Here is a 22672-nt window from a genome sequence, read left to right on the forward strand (position 1 = left end):
AATCAAATCAAGGGATAGTCAATCGAATCCATAACGAAAGGTTGCAGAAACTTGGGGGCAGTCAAACTTTGCATTCCTTAAATATCATGGAGTTACAGTAGTATGGTGATTTGTTGTCGTTTTTGTGAAAAACGTGGGTGAAATTGATGACAAATTTGGAGTAATTACACTGGTTTTATACGTGTAATCACTAAACCGAAGCCCTTAAAACAACCATCTCTAACGTCAGATTTCCAAACCGCGAGTTTGGTAGAAACGTCGTTAAATAGTAGCTATAAATAGATAAATAGCGGGAAAACTGACGCAATCAGACCTTATATCACTGTGTGATTGCGTATCGTGTTACTTCTTCAGGCGATATAGATTGCCATTGTCAGTGCTGAAGAAAATGTCGCCGTCGGGAGAGGTTTCAATGTCTCTTATTCTTTCACCTAACTCCTCTAGAATACGCTCTTCTTTGATTGCCTCACCTTGCTCGTTGACCGTCACAATATTGATGTGAGTAAGTTTAAGTGCGCCTGCCAACATCTTGCCTTGTAATTCAGGGTATTTGTCACCTTGGTAGACGATCAAACTACCCGGAGCGATTGAAGGCACGTAGACTTTTTTAGGTGCTTCAATGCCGTCTTTGGTTTCAGATTCTCCCACGCTGATAGGGCCCCAATACTCTTTACCGTGGGATGTAACTGGCCAGCCGTAGTTAGCGCCTGCTTTAATTAGGTTGATTTCATCACCACCGCGAGGTCCGTGTTCAATCGACCAAAGATTTTTACTGGGGAAATCGTAAAAAAGTCCTTGCGGATTGCGATGACCAAAGCTCCAAATCTCATTGAGAATCTGGTCGTTATCGGTGAATGGGTTGTCGCTAGGTGGGCTTCCATCGGCATTCAATCTCAATATCGAGCCTGCATGAGTGAGCGTATTTTGGCCGTTGTCTCTGTCACCACGATCGCCGATTGAAAAATACAGATGGCTATCATCAAAGGTTATGCGGCTACCAAAGTGACGACCTGTATCTGTTCTCGATTTAGACACAAACACATCTTGCCAGTCAGACACCTCATCGCCTTTGTACGTAGCAGAAGCAAGCGTGGTTACGCCTTCGCCGTCGACATCTTTACTGTAGGTAACATAGAACTTATCTTCTTCAAAAGGGGAGAGCGCGATATCCAACAAACCACCTTGGCCTTTCGCCCAAACATTGGGCAGCCTGAACAGTGTGCTTTGTTCACCAGTTTTTAAATCAACGTGTTTGATAACGCCTGCTTTTTCTGTGAGAAGCATAGAACCGTCATCGACATAAGCGAGACCCCATGGAATCTCGAGGCCGTCTGTGATTTTTTCTGCCTGCCATGTAAAAACTGGGGTTGAAGCAATTGGACCTGATACGATGAGTGCCAAAGCACAGGAAAGAATACGATGATGAGTGTTCATTGAAGTCCCTTGATTGTCATGACGTTGTATTAGTTTAGCTTGCGGTCGGCAAGTAGATAATTAGGGTCAGTGAAAAGTCACTATTCACATATTTAGTCGAGCGAGTATTGTATGATTATACAAGCTCACGTATGTTTACCCTGCCATCTTCTATTCGATTTTTCGGAGTACAATGAATACTTACCCTGCAACATTTTCGTTATTTCCTCTGTCTTTACGTTGTCAGGTAGATATTCAAGCGATCTATTCTCAAACTACTCGCTCTCGAAACCGCTGTTCTATCGGATACTTTACATCATGAGCCGTCGATTTGACTTTAAATCGATCCTACTTGCGTGTTTGGTCATCAGTATCGGCCAACTCAGTATGGGCTTGGTGTTTCCTTCTTTACCTTGGATCGCGAAAGATTTCGATGTCTCGCTAGAGCAAGCTCAGCTCTTGGTGAGTGTCTATTTGCTAGGTTTTGGTCCTTCTCAGTTTATTTATGGTCCCGTTTCAGATGCGCTAGGGCGTAAAAAGGTACTGTTAACCGGTTTGTTGATTGCCATGCTGGGCTTGTTGATGATCATCTTCTTTAGCCATTCATTTACTAGCATGGTAATGGGGCGTTTTCTTCAAGGTTTAGGGACTGGCTGTTGCGCTGTACTTGCTCGCGCTTCAACACGAGATCGATTCAGCGGGGCTGATTTGCCTTTGGCGATGTCCTACATCGCGATGGTCGCGTCGATTACACCTTTGATTGCGCCAGTAATCGGCGGCTTTATTAACTACCATTTTGGCTGGAGCATGGTGTTCATATCGCTACTTGGATATGTGTCATTAGCTTGGGTGGTATTGGCGTTCAAGTTTAAGGAAACCGTCACTCAGACCTCCGCAATTCCTTCGCCGAAGAAAATGGCATTGCAATACAAAGAGCTACTTACTTCTCGCTACTTTATGAGTTTTGCGAGTATTGGTTGGCTTAACTTTAGCTTGATGATCACCACGGTATCGGTGATGCCGTTTATCATGCAGAACCAGATTGGTATGACGTCAGACGAATACGCGATGTGGGCAGTGATTCCCGCATTAGGGATGCTCGGCGGTACCAGTCTGTGTAACCGTATTCGTCCGATATTCGGTAATAAGAAAACCCTATTGTGTACGCCTGTGTTACATATCTCGGCTGCATTTTGGCTTTTCTTCTGCCCGCTTGAACCTCTGTACCTAATGACTGGTCAATTCTTGATGATACTGGGTAATGGTATTGCACTGCCTTGTGCTCAAGCCTTGGTGATGTTGCCATACAAAAAGAATGCGGGCGCTGCGGCTGCGATGTCTGGCGGTGGCCAAATGGTGGTGTCTTCCATGGTCAGTATGGGACTGGTTCAACTGGGGTTAGGAGAAGCATGGCATCTATCGATCGTGATTACGGTGTTCACACTGATTACTCTGTTTAATATTTTGCGTGGTTTTAGTAGCCAAGAAGCAAGAGAATCTCAGCTTAACTAGCGATAAATATTAGAAAAAGGCCATTGAATTTTTACGATTCAATGGCCTTTTTTATTGTTGGGTATTGGGTATTGGGTATTGGGTATTGGGTCTTTGTACTTGGCTTGGAGCGCTTGAAAGTCTGATCTATTCGCAGACCACCGCAACTTTTTCACTCGCGGCTGTGTTAGCGGGAACTGGATGATCGATCAATCGGATAGGGGATTCATACAAAGCAGACAATGCCTCTTCATCGAGCAACTTATCCGCACTACCTTCAAATGCGATCTGCCCTTTTTTTAGGGCGACAATGTGTGTCGCGTAACGCAGAGCAAGGTTCAAATCGTGCAAGATGACGATCACCCCAACGTTGTCCTTCTTATTGAGCTCAGACAGTAAACCCATCAGTTGAAATTGGTGATGAACATCCAATGCCGATGTTGGTTCATCGAGGATCAATACTGGTGATTGCTGAGCCAACAACATAGAGACCCACGCCCGTTGACGTTCACCACCAGACAAATCATCCGCTAATGCTTGTGAAAACTCCGCGATACCGGTTCTTTCCATTGCTTGTTGGATGATCGATTTATCTTCAGAGTTCCAACGACCTAATGCGCCTCTCCATGGGAAACGCCCTAAACGAACCAGCTCTTCTACTGTCAAACCTGCAGAGGCGGGAAGCTTTTGCGGTAAATAGGCAATCTTCTTTGCTAACTCTTTGCTTTTAAATGAAGAAAGGGAAGTACCTTCGAAATCGACGGTGCCGTGATCTGGAGACATTTGTCCTGACAGCAAGTTTACTAGTGTGGATTTTCCTGAACCATTGTGACCAAGAACCACGATCAGTTCATTGGTCGGAATAGTAAGCTCTTCTATTGAGAGGATGGTTCGGTTGTCTCGAATGATGTTGATGTTTGAAAGCTGGAACATGTCGGTCCTGTATCGAGACCAATAGCGATGCTTAATGAAAGCAAATCTTTCGCACTGATCTTTAAAATAGTGGGTGTTATTTAGCGGTTTTCTTGTTGTCAGGGTGCCTAGGACAATCGTCGCAATACTTTCCTGAATCACACTTATAAACAAGGCAGCAACTGACTCTGATCAGTTTTAGCATGCCTGAATGGGCATCGACCTTAAGACTGTCTAAATGACTTTCAGGTAATTGGCATGCTTCTAACCAAAGTTTAGCTTGCCCAGTGATATAATCATTGGTCAGGCTTGGCTCGTGCTGTTGCAGCTTGATCAAACTACTTAACAGTAGATCGGCCAGTAAGTGGTTGGTAAACCCTGGGCGAATGCGTGTCCATTCACTTATTTGGCTGCGATAAAATTCAGTCAATGTAAGAATGGCTTCTCCAGCCTGTGGGATAAGCTCTTCAGGTGAACCATGTTGATGATCACCATTAAAAAAGCGATAGCCAGTAATGAACTCTTTGTATCTAAACTGACCGATATGCTTGATGTCGGGCAGTGAATGAAGTCCATAGATAGAAATGAAAGTCACATAGATAGGCTGCCAGCACACGAGATCCCACGTTCGCGTTAACCAATACGCTTTGCCTGCTTCTGGGTGGCTTTGCGCAAGGCCATCGTAAACTCGTTTGAGCTCTTTATGGCTATTATCATTCGTTACCGCAATGCTCTTGTTGTTAAGTGCGCCAAAGCTTCCGCTTAAATAAGGGGTGACTTCTTTTGAGTAAGCGAAGATTTTCTGATGTAGAGACGGCGCTTTCCGACGAGTGATAATATTGTGCAGTTGGGGAAGCATCTTAAATCAATAAATGAGAATCAGTTGCGTTATCATAACGGACATGATCGAGGATAACCATACAAAATGGAGCATCTACAGGGTGCTTTTGACGTTTTTGAGATTTATAAAGTGTGGGTAGGCTGTACATTTTTAAGTGATAAAAGCCTTTTTAAATGATAAAAGTATTGGTGAAACTAATGTGTCACTGCCAACTATAGAGAATATGAAAGCTTGAATATGAACACACCAGCATTTGATCGTATCAGCCGCGTCTTGGCTTATATTCATGCGAACCTAAGCTCGACACTATCGCTAGAAGATATCGCGAAACAAAGCTGTTGGTCTCGCTGGCAACTGCAAAGAGTGTTTCAAGCGGAAACTGGGCTGACTGTAGCAAACTATGTGAGAGAGCTTAAGTTAAGCCAAGCAGCCGAGTACTTGCTAGACGGAAAAGAGCGCGTGATCGACATTGCGCTTGGCCTCGGGTTCAACTCCGAAATTAGCTTTAGCCGTTCGTTCAAGCAGATGTTTGGAGCTAGCCCAAGCCAATATCGAAAAGCGGGCAAAAGGGTAGGGCTGAGAAAACCAATACAAGTGTCTGACACCGCAAGTGCTGCTGAAAAAGGGCTACTCAGTTTTGTGGAAGTTCGCATTGATGAAAGAGAGTCTTTCCTTGTTAAAGGTATGACATCAGAAATCAGTGGTTTGTTTTCATTAACACAAGATTTTGCAGAGAAAGTCCCTCAGCTTTGGTCTCGCTTGGAGCAGGAAGTGACGATACCAAACGATAATGTACTTCAGTTTATTGGCGTCGTTGATCTTACTCAGTCTTGTTTCGATGGCACGAATATTCACTATTGGGCTGGTGTGGAGCTGCATGACGGAATCTCAATCCCGCAATTACCAAGTATTATCTCCGATAAATTGAAGGTGCTGACTATCCCTAAGCAAACTTATGCAGTGGTTAAGCATTGTGGGCCGATTGAAAACTTGCGACATACCTTGAGCTGGTTTGTGCTTAACTGGCTGCCGAGTTCTGGTTATCGCGGTGTCGATGGTTATGAGCTCGAAGTGTACCCATTTGGCTATCAAGCCCATGCATCAGATGCTGAAATGGAGTACTGGGTTCCTATTATTAAATCGTAATCATATCCTCACAAAATCTCTTCCTGTAAGACCTCTCCCAAAATAAGGTCAATTGTGTTTTTAATCAGCAATTGACCGATTTACATTAAAAATAGGCCAAGTTCTTTTTTAATTTGCACCAAATTGTTAATTATCCCATCTCTAGATACATACAATGCAAATGAGATTTATTATTATTTATATTAAGCGTTGGTACCGAGGGAATCATGACCACTCACACTCGTTTTAAGTATTCATCATTGGCAGTAGCGTTGCTCACTGCGTTTTCAGCGCAAGCGTTGGCGGAAGAAACCGTTACAGCGGCAGACTCGAATATCGAGACTGTCACTATTATGGGTAAAGCCTATCGTAATACAGCGACTAAGTCGGCACTTGAGCCAGAAGAGACGCCTCAAGGTATTACCGTTATTGATGAAGAACAGTTAGAGCAACGAGGTGTGAAGTCCCTCAACCAAGCGCTTAGATACGCGCCGGGTGTTGTAACCGAACAGAAGGGCGCATCAGTAACGATGTACGATACGTTCTCGATTCGTGGTTTCAGTAATAACCAAAGCTACTATGATGGCTTGGTGCTCCCGTTCCTAACAGGTTGGAACCTGCAACCTCAGATAGACCCTATTGCGATTCAGCAAGTTGAAGTGTTTAAAGGCCCTACGTCTGTGTTGTATGGATCGATGCCACCGGGTGGCATGGTCAACATGATCGCGAAGACACCGCAAGAAGATGGGTCTACAAAAGTTGGTGTATCTACAGGTTCAAGAAATCTGATGGAAGCGTCAATTGATACTTCAGGTCAGTTAGGCGACAGTGACTTTTCATATCGTTTGGTAGCGTTAGCTCGTAAACAAGACAGCCAAGTTGATAACGCAGAAGAAGAGCGTTATGTGATTGCTCCATCGTTAGATTGGCAGGTATCTGATAGAACACTTATTAACTTCAATCTTTACTATCAGAATGATCCGTCAATGGGTACTAACTCTGCAATGCCGCTTGAAGTGCTGAAGGCAAGTGATCCATCTGTGTCCATGGGCGACAAGAACTGGAGTACCTTTGAACGTGAAGTCTTGATGTTAGGCTATAAGATCAATCATCAAATCAATGACAACTGGACTTTCCTTCAGAATGCTCGTTATTCCGATGCGTCGTTATATCAAGAAAACACCTACCATCGCGGTACGAATTTTAACGCAGCAACTGGTAGCTTAATTCGAAATGTGTACAGCACGGATGAAGACTCTCAAAGCTTTGTTATCGATAACCAAGTGTCAGGTCGTGTCGAGGTTGCTGGTTTAGAGCATAACTTATTGTTTGGTCTCGATTACCTAAAACTAACCGGCGACTCTTTGTACAAAGAGTTTGATGCAAACAGTAGTTTCGGTGATTTCAACGCATACAATCCGAATAACAGCCTTTTGGATAAAAGTCAGCTACAAGAGAATTATCGTGAATCACATGACATAACGACTGAACAACTGGGCCTGTATTTCCAAGATCAAGTTCGCTACGACGCGCTGGTTTTACTTGCTGGTGGACGTTACGACATGTTTAAAGCGAGTGACGATAAAACGAGCACTTACCCAACAAGCGATGGCACTGAAAAGGCCGATCACAACCAGTTCTCTTACCGCGTAGGCGCGTTGTATGAGTTAGATAATGGCATCTCTCCATTTGTAAGTTACGCGACGAGCTTTGAGCCTGCAGCAGGTACTGATATCAACGGTAATTCGTTGAAGCCTCAGTTGGGTGAGCAAGTCGAACTCGGTGTGAAATACCTTTCTGCTGATATGGCACAGCAACTTACCGCATCATACTTTTACATTACTAAGAAAGACTCAATTGCTGCCGATCCATCAGATCCAACATATCGCTCTAAGATTCAGTTAGGTGAAGTACGTTCTCAAGGTGTGGAAGTCGAAGGCCGATGGTTTGTAACGGAAGATTGGGATGTGAACGCGAGCTACACCTATGTCGATATGGAAGTGACGGAAGATGCAAATCCTGAACTAGAAGGTACGACACCGATCTACGTACCAACACACGCTGCGAATCTCTGGAGCAATTACTATGTTTACGGTGGTGCTTTAGCCGGTACGCGTTGGAGTGCAGGCGCTCGTTACATGGGTGAAATGGAAATGGATGCAACAAACACTCAGGGCAAAGTACCGTCATACACGGTCGTCGATCTATCCGTGGGTTATGACCTAGGTGAGGCAAGCGAGACACTATCTGGTGCAACGGCTAACTTGTTGGTTAATAACCTATTTAATGAAGAGTATTACACCTGTTACGACCAATCAAACTGCTGGTTCGGTGCGGAGCAGTCTGTAGAGCTAAGCGTGAACTATGAATTCTAACTAGGTTAGGGTTATCCATTTTAAAGCAGCCTAGTTAAGGCTGCTTTTGTCGTTTGAAGAAATATAGAATTTAGATTGAGCAGGCAAAGATATGAGCTTAAAACCAATAGCTTCCCATTTTTCTAAAGCAAAGAATTTGAATACAAAGCTCGCGCTATCCATCTTAGCGAGTGCTTTATCGTTTAATGTGATGGCTAATTACCAAGTAGAAGACAGTGAGGGTGTTAAAACCCTTGAAGCTCAGCCTGTTAGAGTCGCGGCGCTGAACTGGGACATTGCAGAACAAGTTATCGAACTCGGTGTTACGCCAGTCGCGGTGCCTGATATTGCAGCGTATAGCGATTGGGTTGTTCAACCTGCGATTCCTGAAGGCGTGGCGGATATTGGTACACGAACTGAACCTAATTTTTCTGCTTTGAAGAAGCTAAACCCAGATGTGATTCTTATCGCTTCTCCTCAGAAAGATCTTCAGGCGCGTCTTTCTGAAATTGCGCCCGTGCTTTACTACCAAACATACAGTGAGCAACACAGCAATGCGGCGGCGGCTATCGAGAACTTTAAGAAGATAGGTCAATTGCTTGGCAAAGAAGAACAAGCGAACAACAAACTGGCTGCGATGGATGAACGTATCGCGGTTTTAAAAGCTGAACTGGATAAAGCGTATCCGGGCGATAAGCCGAAAGTCACCTCTTTCCGTTTTGCGAGCACCACCTCGGTGTTCATTTACGGCGATAATTCGATTCCGCAATATGCGCTTGAGCAGCTCGGTTTTGAAAATGCGATGGATCTGCCTGCGAGTCAGTGGGGCATCAGTCAAAAACGAATGACTGAACTTAAGAACGTCAAGGGTGGCATTGCGCTTTACTTTGAACCTTTCCCATATCAAGAAAAACTAGATCGTTCACCTATCTGGAAGAGCATGCCTTTCGTTCGTAATGGTCAATTTAGCCCCGTTGCAGCAAGTTGGAGCTACGGCGGTGCAATGTCGATTTTGTATAACGCAGAAGCGATGGCGCAATCGCTGTTGACGTTAGCGGAGCAGTAATGAAATCCAGTGGTTTGATGATGGTGGCGGTGTTATTTATCGCCGCCCTTGTTCATTTATGGTTAGGCCAGTCTGAATTTGGCCCTATCGGTGAGTTGTTCCAACAAGTCTCACAGATCAATGACAGCGCGACATTCAACTCAATGGTCGATGAATCATTCGAGCTGATGGCGCTAATCTATGTCAACTTGCCACGTTTAGTAATGGCGGTTTTGGTTGGTGGAACACTCGGTACCATAGGTAGTTTGTTCCAACAGTTAACGCAGAACCGCATGATGTCTCCGCTTACTTTAGGCACATCATCAGGCGCATGGCTTGGTCTGGTCATTCTGAATGTGGTCGCGCCGATGTTGGTCGCTCAATATTCAGTTTGGTTTGCGCTGATTGGGGCGCTGCTTGCAATGGGGCTTATCGTTTCCATTGTTGGCATCAAAAATATGAGTGGTTTACCGATTGTCTTGGCGGGGATGGCGGTGAATTTATTACTAGGGGCATTTGCGACCGCGATTATCTTGCTCAACGACCAGTATGCGCAGAACTTGTTCGTATGGGGAGCGGGCGATCTAGGACAGAACGGTTGGGAACAAGTACTTTGGCTGATGCCCAAGTTACTGCCGATCTTCGCCATCTTCTTATTGGCGCCAAGAGTCCTGACTCTGCTTTCGATCGGTGCTGAAGGGGCTGCCGCGCGTGGTCTTAACATCGGCACGACCTTCTTTGTGTTGATGGCGATTGGTGTTTGGCTGGCTTCTGTATCGATTACCTCAGTGGGCGTGATCAGCTTTATTGGCTTGATTGCGCCAAATATCGCGAGACATTTAGGTTTCTTAAAGGCGAAATCTGAACTCATCGCAAGTTGTGTATTAGGTGCGCTATTACTTTGTGTCACCGACAGTTTGGCGATCTTCTTAGCGCAGTGGTCTTTGGACATGATTCCAACAGGGACAGCAACTGCAGTGATTGGTGCTCCAGCGTTGATCATTATTGCTCGCAAGCAAATGTCTGCTCAAGACCAGCTATTTTTCTCGATGCCTAAAGGTCCGAAGTCTATTTCATCTTTGGCTTACTTCTTGTTGGGCTCGATGATCCTTGGGTTGCTGGCGTTGAGTACATTGTCACAACCTTCTTCAGATATGGGCTACTTCGTTATCCCAGATGCATTTGAATGGTCGATTCGTTGGCCGAGAATGTTAACGGCGATATTCGCTGGTGGCGGCTTGGCGGTGGCTGGCGTCATATTACAAAGATTGGTCTACAACCCGCTTGCAAGTCCAGACATTCTTGGCGTGTCGGCAGGAGCGGTTCTAGCGTTGATTTTCAGTAGCCTGTTTATGGGCTACTCGATTCACTCGCTAAGCCCATGGGTTGCGTTTTTAGGAAGTGCGATAGCACTCTGTTTGTTGCTGTTCCTTGGCAAGAAGCATCAGTTTGCACCGTCTATTCTAATCCTGACAGGTATCTCGCTAACCGCAGTACTGGAAGCCTTGGTGCAATTTTCTCTAACGCGAGTAGGTGAGGGGAAATACACCTTATTGGCTTGGTTGGCAGGCTCTACCTATCGTGTTGAACCTGATGCAGCAATGATCATGGCTATCGTGATCACCGTTTGTATTGGAGGTGCTTTACTGTTGAGTCGCTGGGTGACGTTAATTGCTACAGGCCGACAGTTCGCTAGCGCTCGAGGGCTGAATATCAACATCGCTTATGTGGCTCTGCTGTGTATTGTCGCGGTGTTATGTTCGATGGTCACAACCACCATGGGACCAGTTGCTTTTGTTGGCTTATTAGCACCACATATTGCAGCCATGGTTGGTGCTCGCTTGGTTCGTGAACAGATCATCTTATCGTTTTTGATTGGTGCGGCACTGATGTTATTCGCCGACTGGTTAGGGCAAGTAGTTGTCTTCCCAGCACAACTTGCGGCAGGAACACTAGTTTCCATAATTGGTGGTAGTTACTTCATCTTCTTGTTACTAAAATCTCGAAGAACTTAAGTTTATAGTTAGTAGATTGATAGCCAGTCAGTAGATTAATAACAAGTCTCTTTATCAATCGAAACAAACATTAAGGCAGTGATTGGAGCTCTCCATCACTGCCTTTTTTATTGGGCTTTGTGTTTCCTAGACAAAGTGTTAGCCAACACAGATCTCGCTTCTAAAGCGTCAATTTTGCATATGTGATTAAGATGGCTACGCTAAAGGTCTGACCACCTAATTGGATAACCAAATGCCTGAACTCGAACGCCTCACTTGTTCCATTGATGAAAACCAGATCGCAACGGTTGTGTTGAATCGCCCTGATAAGCTGAATGCCATTGATATGGCGATGTTCCAAGGGGTGAACAACATGGTGGATCAGCTGAAAAAGAACACCGAGATTCGCGCCGTGATAGTGAAGGGCAATGGGGCCGACTTTTGTTCAGGGCTTGATATTAAATCTCTGTTGACCAGTAAGTCTGGCGCAATGAAGCTTTTGTTCAAATGGTTTCCTACATTGCCAAATGCAGCGCAGTGCTTTTCGCTGGGTTGGCGAGATATTCCGTGTCCCGTTATTTTTGCGATTCATGGTCGTTGTTGGGGAGGTGGTTTGCAATTGGTCAGTGGTGGCGACTTTAGAATCGCTAGCCCAGATGCCAATTTCTCGATACTAGAAGCGAAATGGGGTTTGATTCCTGACATGGGCGGTGCAATCGCTTTTAGAGAGTTGATGCGCAAAGATCACACCTTAGAAATGGCAATGACCGCTAAAGTGATTGATAGCGAAACGGCAAAGGAATATGGACTTGTGACTAAAATTGCAGAAGATCCTTATGCAGAAGCTTATGCCTTGGCACTCGAGTGCGCGAACCGATCGCCAGATGTGGTTGCTGCCAATAAAAAACTCTACAACAAAACGTGGTGGTCTAGCCCCGGTATCGCCTTGTTTTACGAGACTTGGTACCAGATTAAAGTGGGGTTAGGTAAGAACAGGGCGATTGCCGCTCAGCGTGAAATTCATCGCGACAAACCACGCGCTTATGTGGCTAGGAAGTTTAAATAGTATTTGTACAGGAATAATCGATATTCCCTTTGTTTATGGTGCTTTGCGGTAACCTTAGCGCAATTTAATGTCTAAGGCTGAATGAGCACCCTGATGAACAAAACTTTTACCTACTCTCTAGCTGCCACCGCAATCTTTACAAGTCTAAACGCTTTCGCAAGTGGCCTGTTTTTACAAGAAGCCGTTGTTGCCAACGCTGGTACTGCTGGCGCTGGTGATGGTGTCTATACTCGCTCTGCTGCTGCGATGTGGACGAACCCTGCCACCATGTCTCATATGGGCGAAAGCAAAACGACCATCAATACCATGGCGTTTGATCTTGAGATGCAATATCAAGACAACCTAGATTCAAGTGATAGCGGTAAAGCTCATTCAGTTATGCCGTCATTTGGTGCGTTCCATGCTCACCAAGTGACGGACAAATTACACCTTGGTATCGCTCTCGGTGCTGTAGGTGGCTCTAGCCTTGATTACGGCAGTGAATGGGCGGGAGCTGGGCTTCTAGAGGATATCACCCTAACCGCAATGCAAGTGAACCCATCACTGAGCTACAAATTGAACGATCAGTGGTCTGTAGGCGCAGGTGTGCAATTCAGCTGGGGTGCATTCCAACAAACAACATCTGGATTTACAGCAAAACAAGACACTGATTGGGCTTATGGCTATAACCTTGGTGTAATGTACACACCTACAGATAAACTTAAACTAGGTGCGAGTTACCGCTCGAAGCTAGAGCATGAATTCAATAATGAGTTAAAAGGTTCACTGCCTGGTAACAATCGCTCTCTGTCGACAGACCTAGCGCTGCCTGAGATCGTTGATTTAAGCGCAAGCTATGCATTGAACTCTCAACTTGACTTACTTGCTAGTATTCAGTTCCACCGTTGGAGTGAGTGGGATGAGACCGTTTTAGATTTTGGGGTGACCGCCAAAGATGGAATCCCAATCAAACGTGATTGGGATGATGTTTGGAAGTTTGCAGTTGGCGCTGACTACCAATTGAATTCAGATTGGCGTTTAAAAGCAGGCTTCTCTTATGAAACCTCGCCACAAGACGATCCTTCAATGCAATGGGTTGACCTTCCAGTGGGCGAACAGTATCGCTACTCAGTGGGTGCATCTACCTATTGGGACGACATCTTAATTGATGTGTTTTACGAGTATGCTGATCTGGGTTCAGTTGAAATGGATCGTGATGGTCCTACTGGACGCAATCTCCTTAATGGTTCGTTCGATGGTCGTATCCACTTCGTTGGCGTTAGCGCGACCTTCTAATGACATTACGTAATCTATTAATTGTTAGTTCGGTCATCCTAGGCTCAACGGGTGTTTTGGCTGAAGAGAAGCACCCAGATGATCCGACTAAGATCGTAACCAAAGCAGGCGTTGCTTATAACGAAGAGCTTAAGTTCTCGGGTTCAATCGGGCTTGATGAAGCGCGAATGATCAACGCTCGCGTTAACGCAGACGGTGAAGAGTGGCGAGTGGGCGGTTCATGGCTATTGCCTTTGGGGATCGTCAATTTCAACTTTAGTCGCTCTGAATACGACAACGATGCTTACAAGAATAACTACAGTATCGGGACATTTGTTCCGTTGAGTTATTTCGATATTGAGCCGTTCGGATGGCAAATCTTCCCGATGGCTGGCTACAGCTATAATGATGGTGAAGTAGCGGTGTTCGATGACCAAAATGTGGGTTCTGATTATGTATTGATGCCGAGTTCAACGCATGGTGGTTATATTGGTGCGTTTGGCTTAAAAACGATTACTGATGAATGGTCCATTATGGGCTTTGGCGGTGGTTCAATGGGTTCTGATGATTATTCAGGTTATTGGACTGGAGTTGGTGCCAGCTACAAATTGAGTGACGCCCAGTCGTTCAATTTCTTCACTATTTTTGCTGAGGATGACTTCGGTGAGAATAACAGTGTCGGCGCTTCTTATACCTACGAGTTCAACTAGTAGTTATCCCGCTTCTACATAAATAAAGAGCTGAGTGTATGACCACCGATTTAGGTGAACTTACACTCAGCACTTATTACTTCCCTATTAGATTCTCAGCTGTTGAATAGCGTTAGCAAATCGCTTCGTAACGTTCTACATAGCTTTGCATCACGGCATTCATCGCTTGAGTGATGTTGGCGTATTGCTCTTCTTCTAAGTTAGCGAGAGAAACACGTAGCGACCATGTTGGAGCATCAAACCCTGCGCCCGGCATTACAATCACGCCATGTTCTTCGGCAAGACGAACCAAGAAATCCAAAGGCTCATACGTTTCTTCTAACCAAGAGAAGAAACCATTGCTATGAATCGTTTGAGCAATTTCTTTCAGATCAATCTCTACATAGTAAAACGCACCTGTTTGATCGCCCTCTGCAATGATTGGGGCCGCCAAGTTCTTCTGCATCAACGTATGGTAACGACGGCGCACAATCTGCTTAGCCAAGCGTTTATACTCTTCACCACCTTGCATCAAAGACAGCAATGAAAACATCGTCATCTGGATTTGTTGAGGTGTAGAAAGACCCGCAGTATGGTTCAGTGCCACTGCTCGGCTGTCTGCAACCAATCGATCAATAAATTTAATCTTGCTTGGTTCAAGGGAAATACCTTTGTATCGTGCCGTCAGCGTGTCTCTGGTTTGTTCTGGAAGATCAGCGATCATACGATCGAAGTTGTTGTCTTCATGCACGCCAATCACCCCTAAACGCCAGCCTGTTGCACCAAAGTACTTAGAGTATGAATACACCAGAATCGTATTCTTCGGAGCAAGCATCGCTAACGAAGTGAAGTTATCCGCGAAGGTGCCATATACGTCATCAGTCAGTAGAATTAACTCAGGACGACGGTTAGCAATTTCTGCGATTTTGTAGAGTGTCTCATCACTCAGTCTTACCGATGCTGGGTTGCTTGGGTTTACTAAGAAGAAAGCTTTCACGCTTGGATCATTCAACTTCTCTAATTCAGAATCCGGGATCTGCCACGCTGATTCTTCCGTTGCCATAATTTCTACTTTGTTTAGTGAATAATCTTCAAGCTCTGGCATCTCGATGTAAGGTGTGAAAATCGGTGCGCCAATCGCAATCGTATCGCCTTTGTTTAACAGACGGTTACTCTTCAAAGTGTTGAAAATATACACCATGGCTGCCGTACCGCCTTCAACAGCAAACAAGTCAAACTTGCCAGCAGGTACTGGTTGAGAGCCTGCCATCTCTTGTTCAATGTATTTACGAGCGATCAGTTCTGAATACTTGAGCATACGGTCAGGAACAGGGTAATTGTTACCTAGAATACCGCCAACCCACTCATAAATCAGCTCATCGCTGTCTACTTGATATTGATCGGTAATGAACTGGAAAGCTTCAATTAGGAATTGAACACCTTCTTGCTCTTCGTGTTTTTCACAAAAGTGAAGAAAACGCAGGCTAATGTCTTGTTTAGCGCCCATTCCACCAAAGCCTTGGTAGCCAGAGAAGGTCGCTTTCGACTCTTCAAGAGCAAACATGCCGAGTTGGAAGAAAGCTTCACGTGGTGCTGTTGCTACCCAGTTAGGGTTGCCGCGGCCAGCGTTGATCATCGTTTTTTCATGTGAATGCTGAGCAAGGTCGATCAGTGTATTTTTTACTTCAAAAGGGCTCAGTGTTTCTAGGCGTTTTTCATCTGTGCGTTTCATATTCGTTTCTCTCTAAATTGTTTATTGGTTAGCTATTGTTTGGATTGAATAGCTAACGTTTGATTAATGATCTTTTGGGGTAAGAGCCAGGCTCTTGATTAAGTTGTTTTTCTAAGAAATTTTGGTAATTAGGTTGATGATTACTGGTCCCCATAGAGTGAGGAAGATATTGGCAACCGCGTAAGTCATCGTGAAACTTGGTACGGGTGTGCTGTTCTGTGTTTTTTCTAGAAGCGATGCGAAGGCTGGGTTAGCGCTGCGGCTACCTGCGACAACGGCTAAGGCTTCTACCGGGTTCTTGATTTTCAACACGTAGTAATTGAATAGGAACGTTAGTATTTGAGGAATCAAAGTGACTAATACACCGAGCAGTAATAGCGTTACGCCATTCTCTTTGATTGCAGTCAGTGCTGGAGCGCCTGCGTTGATACCAACAACTGCAACAAATACTGCTAGTCCGAATGTCTGCATAAAGTTAGCAGCGCCATGGTTAACGCTTCCTAAACGTGGTGTACGCATTCTTAGGTAGCCAACAAGCAGGCCGGAAACCAAACAACCTAAACCAGAACCAAGCGCAATATGAGAACCACCGATTGAGAAGCCAATCTCACCAATCAGGTAACCCAGCACCATGCCGAAAGACATGGTCACAAAGTCCGTCACACTTGGAAGAGGGCTGTTGTAACCGATTTTCTTCACGACTTTGGCAAGGTCTTCTTTGAGACCCACTAGCGTGATTTCGTCGCCAAGGTGTAATTCAGTTTCTGGTAATGTTGAAATGTCATGACCCATACGAGACAGCTGAGCGATATAAACACCACGGCGAATACGTGCGTTGGTTTCATCGTGAAGCTTACGTAGAGTGATGCCTGCTAGTTTCTTGTTGGTCAGTACGACTTTTTGTTGTGTCTGAATAACGTTGTTTTCTTCGCTAAATTCACCCAGTTCAACCCCAAGGGATGTCACTTTCGGAAAGGCACGCGTTAAGCCAGTTAGGTAAACCTTGTCTCCAGCCGCTAAGATAGGGTTCTTAGCGATATCTAAAGTCGACTCTGCTTCGTCCTTGGTGCGATAAATAGCTTCGATGGTTAAATCTGTGTCGAATGCTTCTTCTAGTTCAACAACGCTTTTTCCGACAAAGATCGAGTTGGCGGTAACCTGGTAAGCGCGTGAAGATACGCGGCTTAGTGCTGGGAATTCACCCTCGTTTAACTGCTTGTTACCAGCGCCCATTTTCTCTGCGAGTTTTTTCGCTTCTTTAGTGATGTTCCAACCCATTACCATAGGAATGAGTGACATCATTAAGATTGGGCCAAGAGAGCCGAAGATGTAGGTGATTGAGTAACCGACAGCCACGTTTGTCTTAAGTGTTGATGTGACATCGGGAGCTAGGTTGAGCTGATCAATTGCGTTGCCCGCTGTACCTATGATTGCCGATTGCGTTAAGCCGCCAGCCGCAAGACCTGCCGCTAAACCTTTGTCTAGTCCTGCCCATTTAGAGAGCAACACAACCGTCACCAATCCTACAAACGTCATCACGAATGAAGCGAATAAGCGTGTTAGTGATGAAAGGCGGAATGATGAGAAAAATTGCGGTCCGCCGTTGTAACCCACCATGAATATAAATAGCGCAAAGAAGATGCTTTTTACTTCGTTGGAAATCGCGATTCCGCCGATTTGACCAAGCCCTACCGCAACCAAAAGTGAACCTGCGATTCCGCCTAGTTCAAATTTACCGATTTTAATTTTACCGATTAAGTAACCAAGTCCTAATGATAGGAATAGAGCTATAAATGGATAGTCTCTTAATTGTTCAATAATAAATGACATGATAAACCTTTAATGAAATGGTTTTTATATTTCATAATTAATAATATGTTGATGTTAAATTACAGAGTGTTTTCGTTATCTGTAGTTATTTGAACCTAAGAGTTGTTTTTCTTATGGTGTAATCGTGAAGCCTTTTTATGGTCATGAGTTTTATCTTTGTGATGCTTATTATGATGACCATCCGGATGGTGATTAACTAAATGCTTATGACCTTCAGGTTCTCCGCCATGTGGCTGACCTGAATGAGAAGGCTGATGCGCTCTATACTCTAGATGGTCCTTGTTATGTTTATGGTCGACTTCTTCTCCATATACACGTTTCATTTTTTCTTTAATAGCGACTTTCGTGTGGTGTGCTTGATTAGACATATTAATCTCAGTTAGTTGTTTAAGGAACGATGAGAATTATATCTATCGAGAGAGAATATAAATCATGTTCAAATAAAATCGACATAAAGGATTAAAATGATTTTTACTTGATAAAAGTTTATCAAGTCATTGTATTTGTTGGTTTTATTTTTATTTTATATAGCTTTACTGCGATGTTATATCAGTTTGATTTATTGACGGTGTCGATAGATAGAATAGCCGGACTTTAAAAACAAGGTGAACACATGAGTAAGTATAAAGGCGTAATCGTCGGGTCAGCTTTATTTATATTATTGTCTTTTGTATTCGGCTTTCATTACGTGAAAAGCGAAATAATAAAAGAAAAGGTAGCAAGTTTTAAATTACCAGCGACATCTGTAACAACTGAATCAGTAAATAAAGAAGTTTGGAATGAGAGTTTGCAAGTGATAGGTAACATTCATGCAAACCAATCTATAGATGTGACAAGCCAAATGTCAGGGCAAATAAAAGAAGTGCTTTTTAAATCGGGTCAATTTGTCAATAAAGGCGATGTTCTTATTAAATTGGATGATGCCCTATTGAAAGCTAATCATAAAAGCCAGTTAGCAAAAGTTGAATTGGCGAGAACGGAATTGAAACGAAATAAAAAGCTACTTAAAAATAATAGCGTCTCTCAGAATTCGGTAGATAAACTTGCAGCTCAATTTAATGCTGAATCCGCGAAACTCGAATACATCTCTACTCAGGTTGAATATATGAAAGTTAAAGCGCCTTTCTCTGGCAATGTTGGAATTAGAAATGTTGATGTGGGTGACTTTATTAACTCAAGCACAGCGATTGTTGACCTTGAAGATAGCTCTCAACAGTATGTCGATTTTTCTATTTCGGAGCTTTACCTTCACAGCGTGAAAGTGGGTCAGGATCTCCAGTTTGAATCTGACGCAGCTAACGATGCTGAGTATCACGCAACGATTACGGCAATTGAACCAAGCTCAGACGCCAGCACACACAATATCGAACTGCGAGCGGTGACGACTCAGCCTGTTCCGTTGGAGTCGGGAATGTATGTGGATGCGACGCTGACCACTTCAGATTCAAACTCGGTGATCAGTGTGCAATCAGTGGCAATCAGCTACACCTTGTCTGGCGATACTGTGTTTGTTCTTGATACGTCAACGAAACAAGTGAGCACGAATTCAGGCAGCGTAAGCTCTGACGACAAAGATCCAAGCAGTCAAGGTTCAGAGAAAGCAGAGACACCATTTTATGAATACAAAGTGGTGCAACGTACTGTGGAAATTGGCCCGAAACAGGGTGGTTATGTGGGTGTTATTTCTGGTTTAAAAGAGGGCGATGTGGTGGTGACATCGAATCAACATCAGCTTAAAAACGGCGGTCTGGTTTTAGTGAACAATCAACGACCTCTTGTTACCAATACTAAGCCAAGTAAATAGGATACTCCCATGACATTTACTGATGTATTTATCAAACGTCCGGTTTTGGCGACGGTATTAAGCCTTGTGTTGTTGGTGTTGGGTCTAAAGGCCTTTACCTCGCTGCAAGTGCGCCAATACCCAGAAATTGAAACAGGTGTGATTACCGTTACCACCAGTTATCCAGGTGCCAGTGCATCGAGCGTGCAAGGTTATGTTACCCAGCCGTTGCAGGCTGAAATCGCCCAAACTGCGGGCATTGACTATATGACATCAGACAGTGCCTTGGGTAAATCGGTCATTACGGTTTACTTGAAGCTGGGTTACCCATCAGACGGCGCGCTGACGGAGATTTTGTCTCTGGTACAACAAGTGAAATACAAGCTGCCTTCAGGGGTATTGGATCCGAGTATTCTTAAATCGACATCTCAATCTCCAATTTTATATGTCTCTTTCTCAAGCGATACGCTGAAAACAGAGCAGGTGTCAGACTATGTGAGCCGAGTGGTGAAGCCAACATTCTCAACCGTTGAGGGTGTATCTAAAGTCGATATGTTGGGGCAACAAGATTTCGCGATGCGTATCTGGTTAAAACCTCAAAAGTTGGCGTCTTATGGTTTAACTGCAACTGATGTACAAAATGCGTTGCGAGCAAACAACATCGTGAGTGCCGCGGGTAAGTTACAAAACCCTTATATCGAAGTCGATATCAATGCTCATACCGATTCTAGCTCTGTAGAAGACTTTAAAAACATGTCGCTCAAAGCACATGACGGACAACTGGTGCATTTGAAAGATGTTGCGACTGTGGAACTCGGCGCGGCTACTTATGATTCAGACGTTGAATTTAATGGTGTGACGACTGTTGCAACTGCGATCAGCAATACCGCAACATCTAACCCGTTAACCGTGGTTGAGGGCATTTATGAATTGCTGCCTCAGATAGAAGCAGGCCTACCTGACGGTATTAAAGCGGATGTGGTGTACGACTCAACCAAGTTCATTGAGACATCGATTGATGAAGTAGCAAAAACGCTGATGGAAGCGGCTCTGATTGTTGTCATTGTTATCTTTGCGTTCCTCGGCTCTATGCGTGCGATGTTGATCCCATTGGTGACCATTCCATTGTCGCTGATTGGCTCGATGTTCTTCATGTTGAGCATGGGTTTCAGTATTAACTTGCTGACGTTATTGGCGATGGTTCTTGCGATCTCTTTGGTGGTTGATGATGCGATTGTGGTGGTGGAGAACACCTTCCGTCACCTAGAAGATGGTACCAGCCCAATCAAAGCAGCGATTGACAGTGCGCGTGAAATCGCAGGCTCTGTGATTGCGATGACCATTACCTTAGCCGCTGTGTATGCACCCATCGGTTTCATGGGCGGTTTGACCGGTAAGTTGTTTACCGAGTTTGCTTTCACCTTGGCGGGCTCTGTTCTGATTTCAGGCTTTATCGCACTTACGTTGACGCCGATGATGTGTTCAAAGCTGCTCAACAAGTCGGTATTGGATGGAAAACTGGTTAAGAAGATCGACGTTGTTATTGCTGGTGTAACTGAGCGTTACCGAAAGGTGCTTGAGCATGTGCTTAATAACCGAGTTTATATCTGGCCAGTAATCGGGACATTGCTGATTAGCTTGGTGTTCATGTTTATGAATACTGCTTCTGAGCTGGCACCTGAAGAAGATCAGGGCGTAATGATTGTGATGGGACAAGGACCTGCGCAAGCCAATACCGATTACATTCGCCACTTTACCCCGGCTCTGATTGACGCCATTGGTAAAAACGACGAAGTAGAAATGACCATGCTGGATAACGGCTATATGAACAACAACGCGTTCTTTGGTTTAGGTGTATTGAAAGATTGGGATTCACGCGAATCAACGGCGAAAGAGGTGATGCAACGTTTCGAAAAAGAGAGCTCTGTATTACCGGGTTTGCAGGTGTATACCTTCTCTCCACCGGATTTACCAGGCACACCGCAAGGCTTGCCATTCCAAATGGTATTGAAGACACCAACAGGCTCGTATCAGGATCTGTATCAATACGCTGAGAAGCTAAAAGAATACGCACAGAAGAGCGGTAAGTTTATCTACGTGCAGAACGATCTTAACTTCAATAAACCGCAAGTTGAGATCCAAATTGACCGTGATAAAGCGGCGCAAATGAATGTGAGTGCTCAGGACATCGGTACCGTGCTGTCTCGCTTTATTAGTGAGGGCTTCGTGAACTACTTCTCGATGGATCAACGCAGCTATCAGGTTATCACGCAAGTACCGAACGAGAATCGTAACTCTTGGGATGATCTGAAGAATTACCACGTACGTTCAAATACTGGCGAAATGGTTCCACTGGCGTCTTTAATCGAGATTAGCCAATCGGTACAACCTTCAAAAGTGGATCAGTTCCAACAGTTAAACAGTGCCATGATCGAAGCGAAGATGATGCCGGGCATCAGTATTGGTGAGGCTTACCAAGTGATGGAAGAGGGTGCTGCGCAGATATTGCCTAAATCATACAGCACGGATACTTCTGGGCAGCTACGCCAGTTCTTGCAAGAAGGGTCTTCGTTGGTAACGACGTTCTTCTTAGCCTTGGTGATTATCTACTTGGTATTGGCAGCGCAGTTCGAAAGCTTACGCGATCCGCTGGTGGTATTAACCAGTGTGCCGTTGTCGATCTTTGGTGCTTTAATGCCACTGTACTTGGGCATTGATACGCTCAACATCTATACAGAAGTCGGATTGGTGACCTTAATCGGACTCATCAGTAAACACGGTATTTTGATTGTTGAGTTTGCTAACCAGATGCAACAAGAGTTGAAATGCAGCCGCCGTGAAGCCGCAATCCGTTCAGCGACCGTGCGAATGCGCCCAGTATTGATGACAACTGCCGCCATGGTTGTAGGTGTTGTACCGCTGCTAATAGCGAGTGGTGCAGGGGCTCAAAGTCGATTCTCAATTGGCTTGGTGATTACGGTGGGTATGTCTGTGGGCACGCTATTTACGCTGTTCGTGGTACCAACGATTTACACCTACTTAGCGGCGGATCATACCGCTCAGGAACAAGAAGCTTAGTAACGTGAGAGCTAATGATCACGAAAGCTCTTCCAAACAAATCATTCATTAACAAGAAAATTTAA

At 44.6% G+C, this 22672-nt stretch carries 16 protein-coding genes; 10 read left to right on the forward strand and 6 right to left on the reverse strand.

Going from position 1 to position 22672, the window contains the following annotated elements; genetic code table 11:
• Positions 1–342: 342 nt before the first annotated feature.
• Positions 343–1434 (reverse strand): PQQ-dependent sugar dehydrogenase, encoded by a 1092-nt coding sequence (locus QUF19_RS23375; RefSeq protein ID WP_286300151.1) that lies wholly within the window; start codon positions 1432–1434, stop codon positions 343–345.
• Between the two features lie 297 nt (positions 1435–1731).
• On the opposite strand from QUF19_RS23375, the gene QUF19_RS23380 reads away from it, so the two are divergent.
• Positions 1732–2925 carry a multidrug effflux MFS transporter gene (locus QUF19_RS23380; protein WP_286300153.1) on the forward strand — a complete coding sequence of 398 codons (1194 nt, stop codon included), beginning with the start codon at positions 1732–1734 and terminating at the stop codon, positions 2923–2925.
• Positions 2926–3051: 126 nt separating this feature from the next.
• On the opposite strand, the gene QUF19_RS23385 is transcribed toward QUF19_RS23380, so the two are convergent.
• Both QUF19_RS23385 and QUF19_RS23390 read right to left on the reverse strand, forming a co-directional pair.
• Entirely contained in the window at positions 3052–3837 is a 786-nt protein-coding gene (locus tag QUF19_RS23385) for an ABC transporter ATP-binding protein (protein WP_286300156.1), read from the reverse strand.
• A 76-nt stretch (positions 3838–3913) separates the two neighbouring features.
• Positions 3914–4675, reverse strand: coding sequence for a siderophore ferric iron reductase (locus QUF19_RS23390; RefSeq protein ID WP_286300158.1), 762 nt, complete (start codon positions 4673–4675; stop codon positions 3914–3916).
• Positions 4676–4894: 219 nt separating this feature from the next.
• Here QUF19_RS23390 and QUF19_RS23395 point away from each other — a divergent pair, with 219 nt between their 5' ends.
• The 7 genes from QUF19_RS23395 to QUF19_RS23425 all read left to right on the forward strand — a co-directional run bounded on the left by QUF19_RS23395 (position 4895) and on the right by QUF19_RS23425 (position 14205).
• Positions 4895–5803 carry an AraC family transcriptional regulator gene (locus tag QUF19_RS23395; RefSeq protein ID WP_286300161.1) on the forward strand — a complete coding sequence of 303 codons (909 nt, stop codon included), beginning with the start codon at positions 4895–4897 and terminating at the stop codon, positions 5801–5803.
• 206 nt (positions 5804–6009) lie between these two features.
• Positions 6010–8157, forward strand: a complete 2148-nt coding sequence (locus QUF19_RS23400; RefSeq protein WP_286300163.1) for a TonB-dependent siderophore receptor — start codon at positions 6010–6012, stop codon at positions 8155–8157.
• 91 nt (positions 8158–8248) lie between these two features.
• Positions 8249–9202 (forward strand): iron-siderophore ABC transporter substrate-binding protein, encoded by a 954-nt coding sequence (locus QUF19_RS23405; RefSeq protein WP_286300165.1) that lies wholly within the window; start codon positions 8249–8251, stop codon positions 9200–9202.
• A complete protein-coding gene (gene fhuB / locus QUF19_RS23410) occupies positions 9202–11196 on the forward strand; it encodes a Fe(3+)-hydroxamate ABC transporter permease FhuB (protein ID WP_286300168.1) in 1995 nt (664 codons plus the stop codon). The genes QUF19_RS23405 and fhuB overlap by 1 nt, the downstream gene beginning before the upstream one ends.
• Before the next feature lie 232 nt (positions 11197–11428).
• Complete coding sequence (locus QUF19_RS23415) at positions 11429–12241, forward strand: crotonase/enoyl-CoA hydratase family protein (RefSeq protein WP_286300171.1); 813 nt, start codon at positions 11429–11431, stop codon at positions 12239–12241.
• Positions 12242–12334: 93 nt separating this feature from the next.
• Positions 12335–13516 (forward strand): OmpP1/FadL family transporter, encoded by a 1182-nt coding sequence (locus QUF19_RS23420; RefSeq protein ID WP_286300173.1) that lies wholly within the window; start codon positions 12335–12337, stop codon positions 13514–13516.
• Positions 13516–14205, forward strand: coding sequence for a hypothetical protein (locus QUF19_RS23425; RefSeq protein ID WP_286300175.1), 690 nt, complete (start codon positions 13516–13518; stop codon positions 14203–14205). The genes QUF19_RS23420 and QUF19_RS23425 overlap by 1 nt, the downstream gene beginning before the upstream one ends.
• Before the next feature lie 112 nt (positions 14206–14317).
• Here QUF19_RS23425 and QUF19_RS23430 read toward each other — a convergent pair whose 3' ends face one another.
• The 3 genes from QUF19_RS23430 to QUF19_RS23440 form a co-directional block, all read right to left on the reverse strand.
• Positions 14318–15916, reverse strand: a complete 1599-nt coding sequence (locus QUF19_RS23430; RefSeq protein WP_286300177.1) for a bifunctional aspartate transaminase/aspartate 4-decarboxylase — start codon at positions 15914–15916, stop codon at positions 14318–14320.
• 111 nt (positions 15917–16027) lie between these two features.
• On the reverse strand, positions 16028–17746 hold the full coding sequence (gene aspT / locus QUF19_RS23435; RefSeq protein WP_286300179.1) for an aspartate-alanine antiporter: 1719 nt from the start codon (positions 17744–17746) through the stop codon (positions 16028–16030).
• Positions 17747–17841: 95 nt separating this feature from the next.
• Entirely contained in the window at positions 17842–18114 is a 273-nt protein-coding gene (locus QUF19_RS23440) for a hypothetical protein (RefSeq protein ID WP_102435619.1), read from the reverse strand.
• A 245-nt stretch (positions 18115–18359) separates the two neighbouring features.
• Between QUF19_RS23440 and QUF19_RS23445 the strand changes: the two genes are divergently transcribed.
• On the forward strand, positions 18360–19550 hold the full coding sequence (locus tag QUF19_RS23445; RefSeq protein WP_286300181.1) for an efflux RND transporter periplasmic adaptor subunit: 1191 nt from the start codon (positions 18360–18362) through the stop codon (positions 19548–19550).
• 9 nt (positions 19551–19559) lie between these two features.
• Positions 19560–22607, forward strand: a complete 3048-nt coding sequence (locus QUF19_RS23450; protein WP_286300183.1) for an efflux RND transporter permease subunit — start codon at positions 19560–19562, stop codon at positions 22605–22607.
• The last annotated feature ends 65 nt before the right edge of the window (positions 22608–22672 follow it).

The sequence above is a fragment of the Vibrio sp. FE10 genome (assembly GCF_030297155.1).
Lineage (GTDB): Bacteria > Pseudomonadota > Gammaproteobacteria > Enterobacterales > Vibrionaceae > Vibrio > Vibrio apostichopi.

Coding starts and splice junctions, on each gene's coding strand:
- QUF19_RS23425 (WP_286300175.1), top strand. CDS start 13,516: ATGACATTACGTAATCTATTAATTGTTAGTTCGGTCATCCTAGGCTCA.
- aspT (WP_286300179.1), bottom strand. CDS start 17,746: ATGTCATTTATTATTGAACAATTAAGAGACTATCCATTTATAGCTCTA.
- fhuB (WP_286300168.1), top strand. CDS start 9,202: ATGAAATCCAGTGGTTTGATGATGGTGGCGGTGTTATTTATCGCCGCC.
- QUF19_RS23445 (WP_286300181.1), top strand. CDS start 18,360: ATGAGTAAGTATAAAGGCGTAATCGTCGGGTCAGCTTTATTTATATTA.
- QUF19_RS23440 (WP_102435619.1), bottom strand. CDS start 18,114: ATGTCTAATCAAGCACACCACACGAAAGTCGCTATTAAAGAAAAAATG.
- QUF19_RS23405 (WP_286300165.1), top strand. CDS start 8,249: ATGAGCTTAAAACCAATAGCTTCCCATTTTTCTAAAGCAAAGAATTTG.
- QUF19_RS23415 (WP_286300171.1), top strand. CDS start 11,429: ATGCCTGAACTCGAACGCCTCACTTGTTCCATTGATGAAAACCAGATC.
- QUF19_RS23420 (WP_286300173.1), top strand. CDS start 12,335: ATGAACAAAACTTTTACCTACTCTCTAGCTGCCACCGCAATCTTTACA.
- QUF19_RS23430 (WP_286300177.1), bottom strand. CDS start 15,916: ATGAAACGCACAGATGAAAAACGCCTAGAAACACTGAGCCCTTTTGAA.
- QUF19_RS23375 (WP_286300151.1), bottom strand. CDS start 1,434: ATGAACACTCATCATCGTATTCTTTCCTGTGCTTTGGCACTCATCGTA.
- QUF19_RS23395 (WP_286300161.1), top strand. CDS start 4,895: ATGAACACACCAGCATTTGATCGTATCAGCCGCGTCTTGGCTTATATT.
- QUF19_RS23385 (WP_286300156.1), bottom strand. CDS start 3,837: ATGTTCCAGCTTTCAAACATCAACATCATTCGAGACAACCGAACCATC.
- QUF19_RS23380 (WP_286300153.1), top strand. CDS start 1,732: ATGAGCCGTCGATTTGACTTTAAATCGATCCTACTTGCGTGTTTGGTC.
- QUF19_RS23400 (WP_286300163.1), top strand. CDS start 6,010: ATGACCACTCACACTCGTTTTAAGTATTCATCATTGGCAGTAGCGTTG.
- QUF19_RS23390 (WP_286300158.1), bottom strand. CDS start 4,675: ATGCTTCCCCAACTGCACAATATTATCACTCGTCGGAAAGCGCCGTCT.
- QUF19_RS23450 (WP_286300183.1), top strand. CDS start 19,560: ATGACATTTACTGATGTATTTATCAAACGTCCGGTTTTGGCGACGGTA.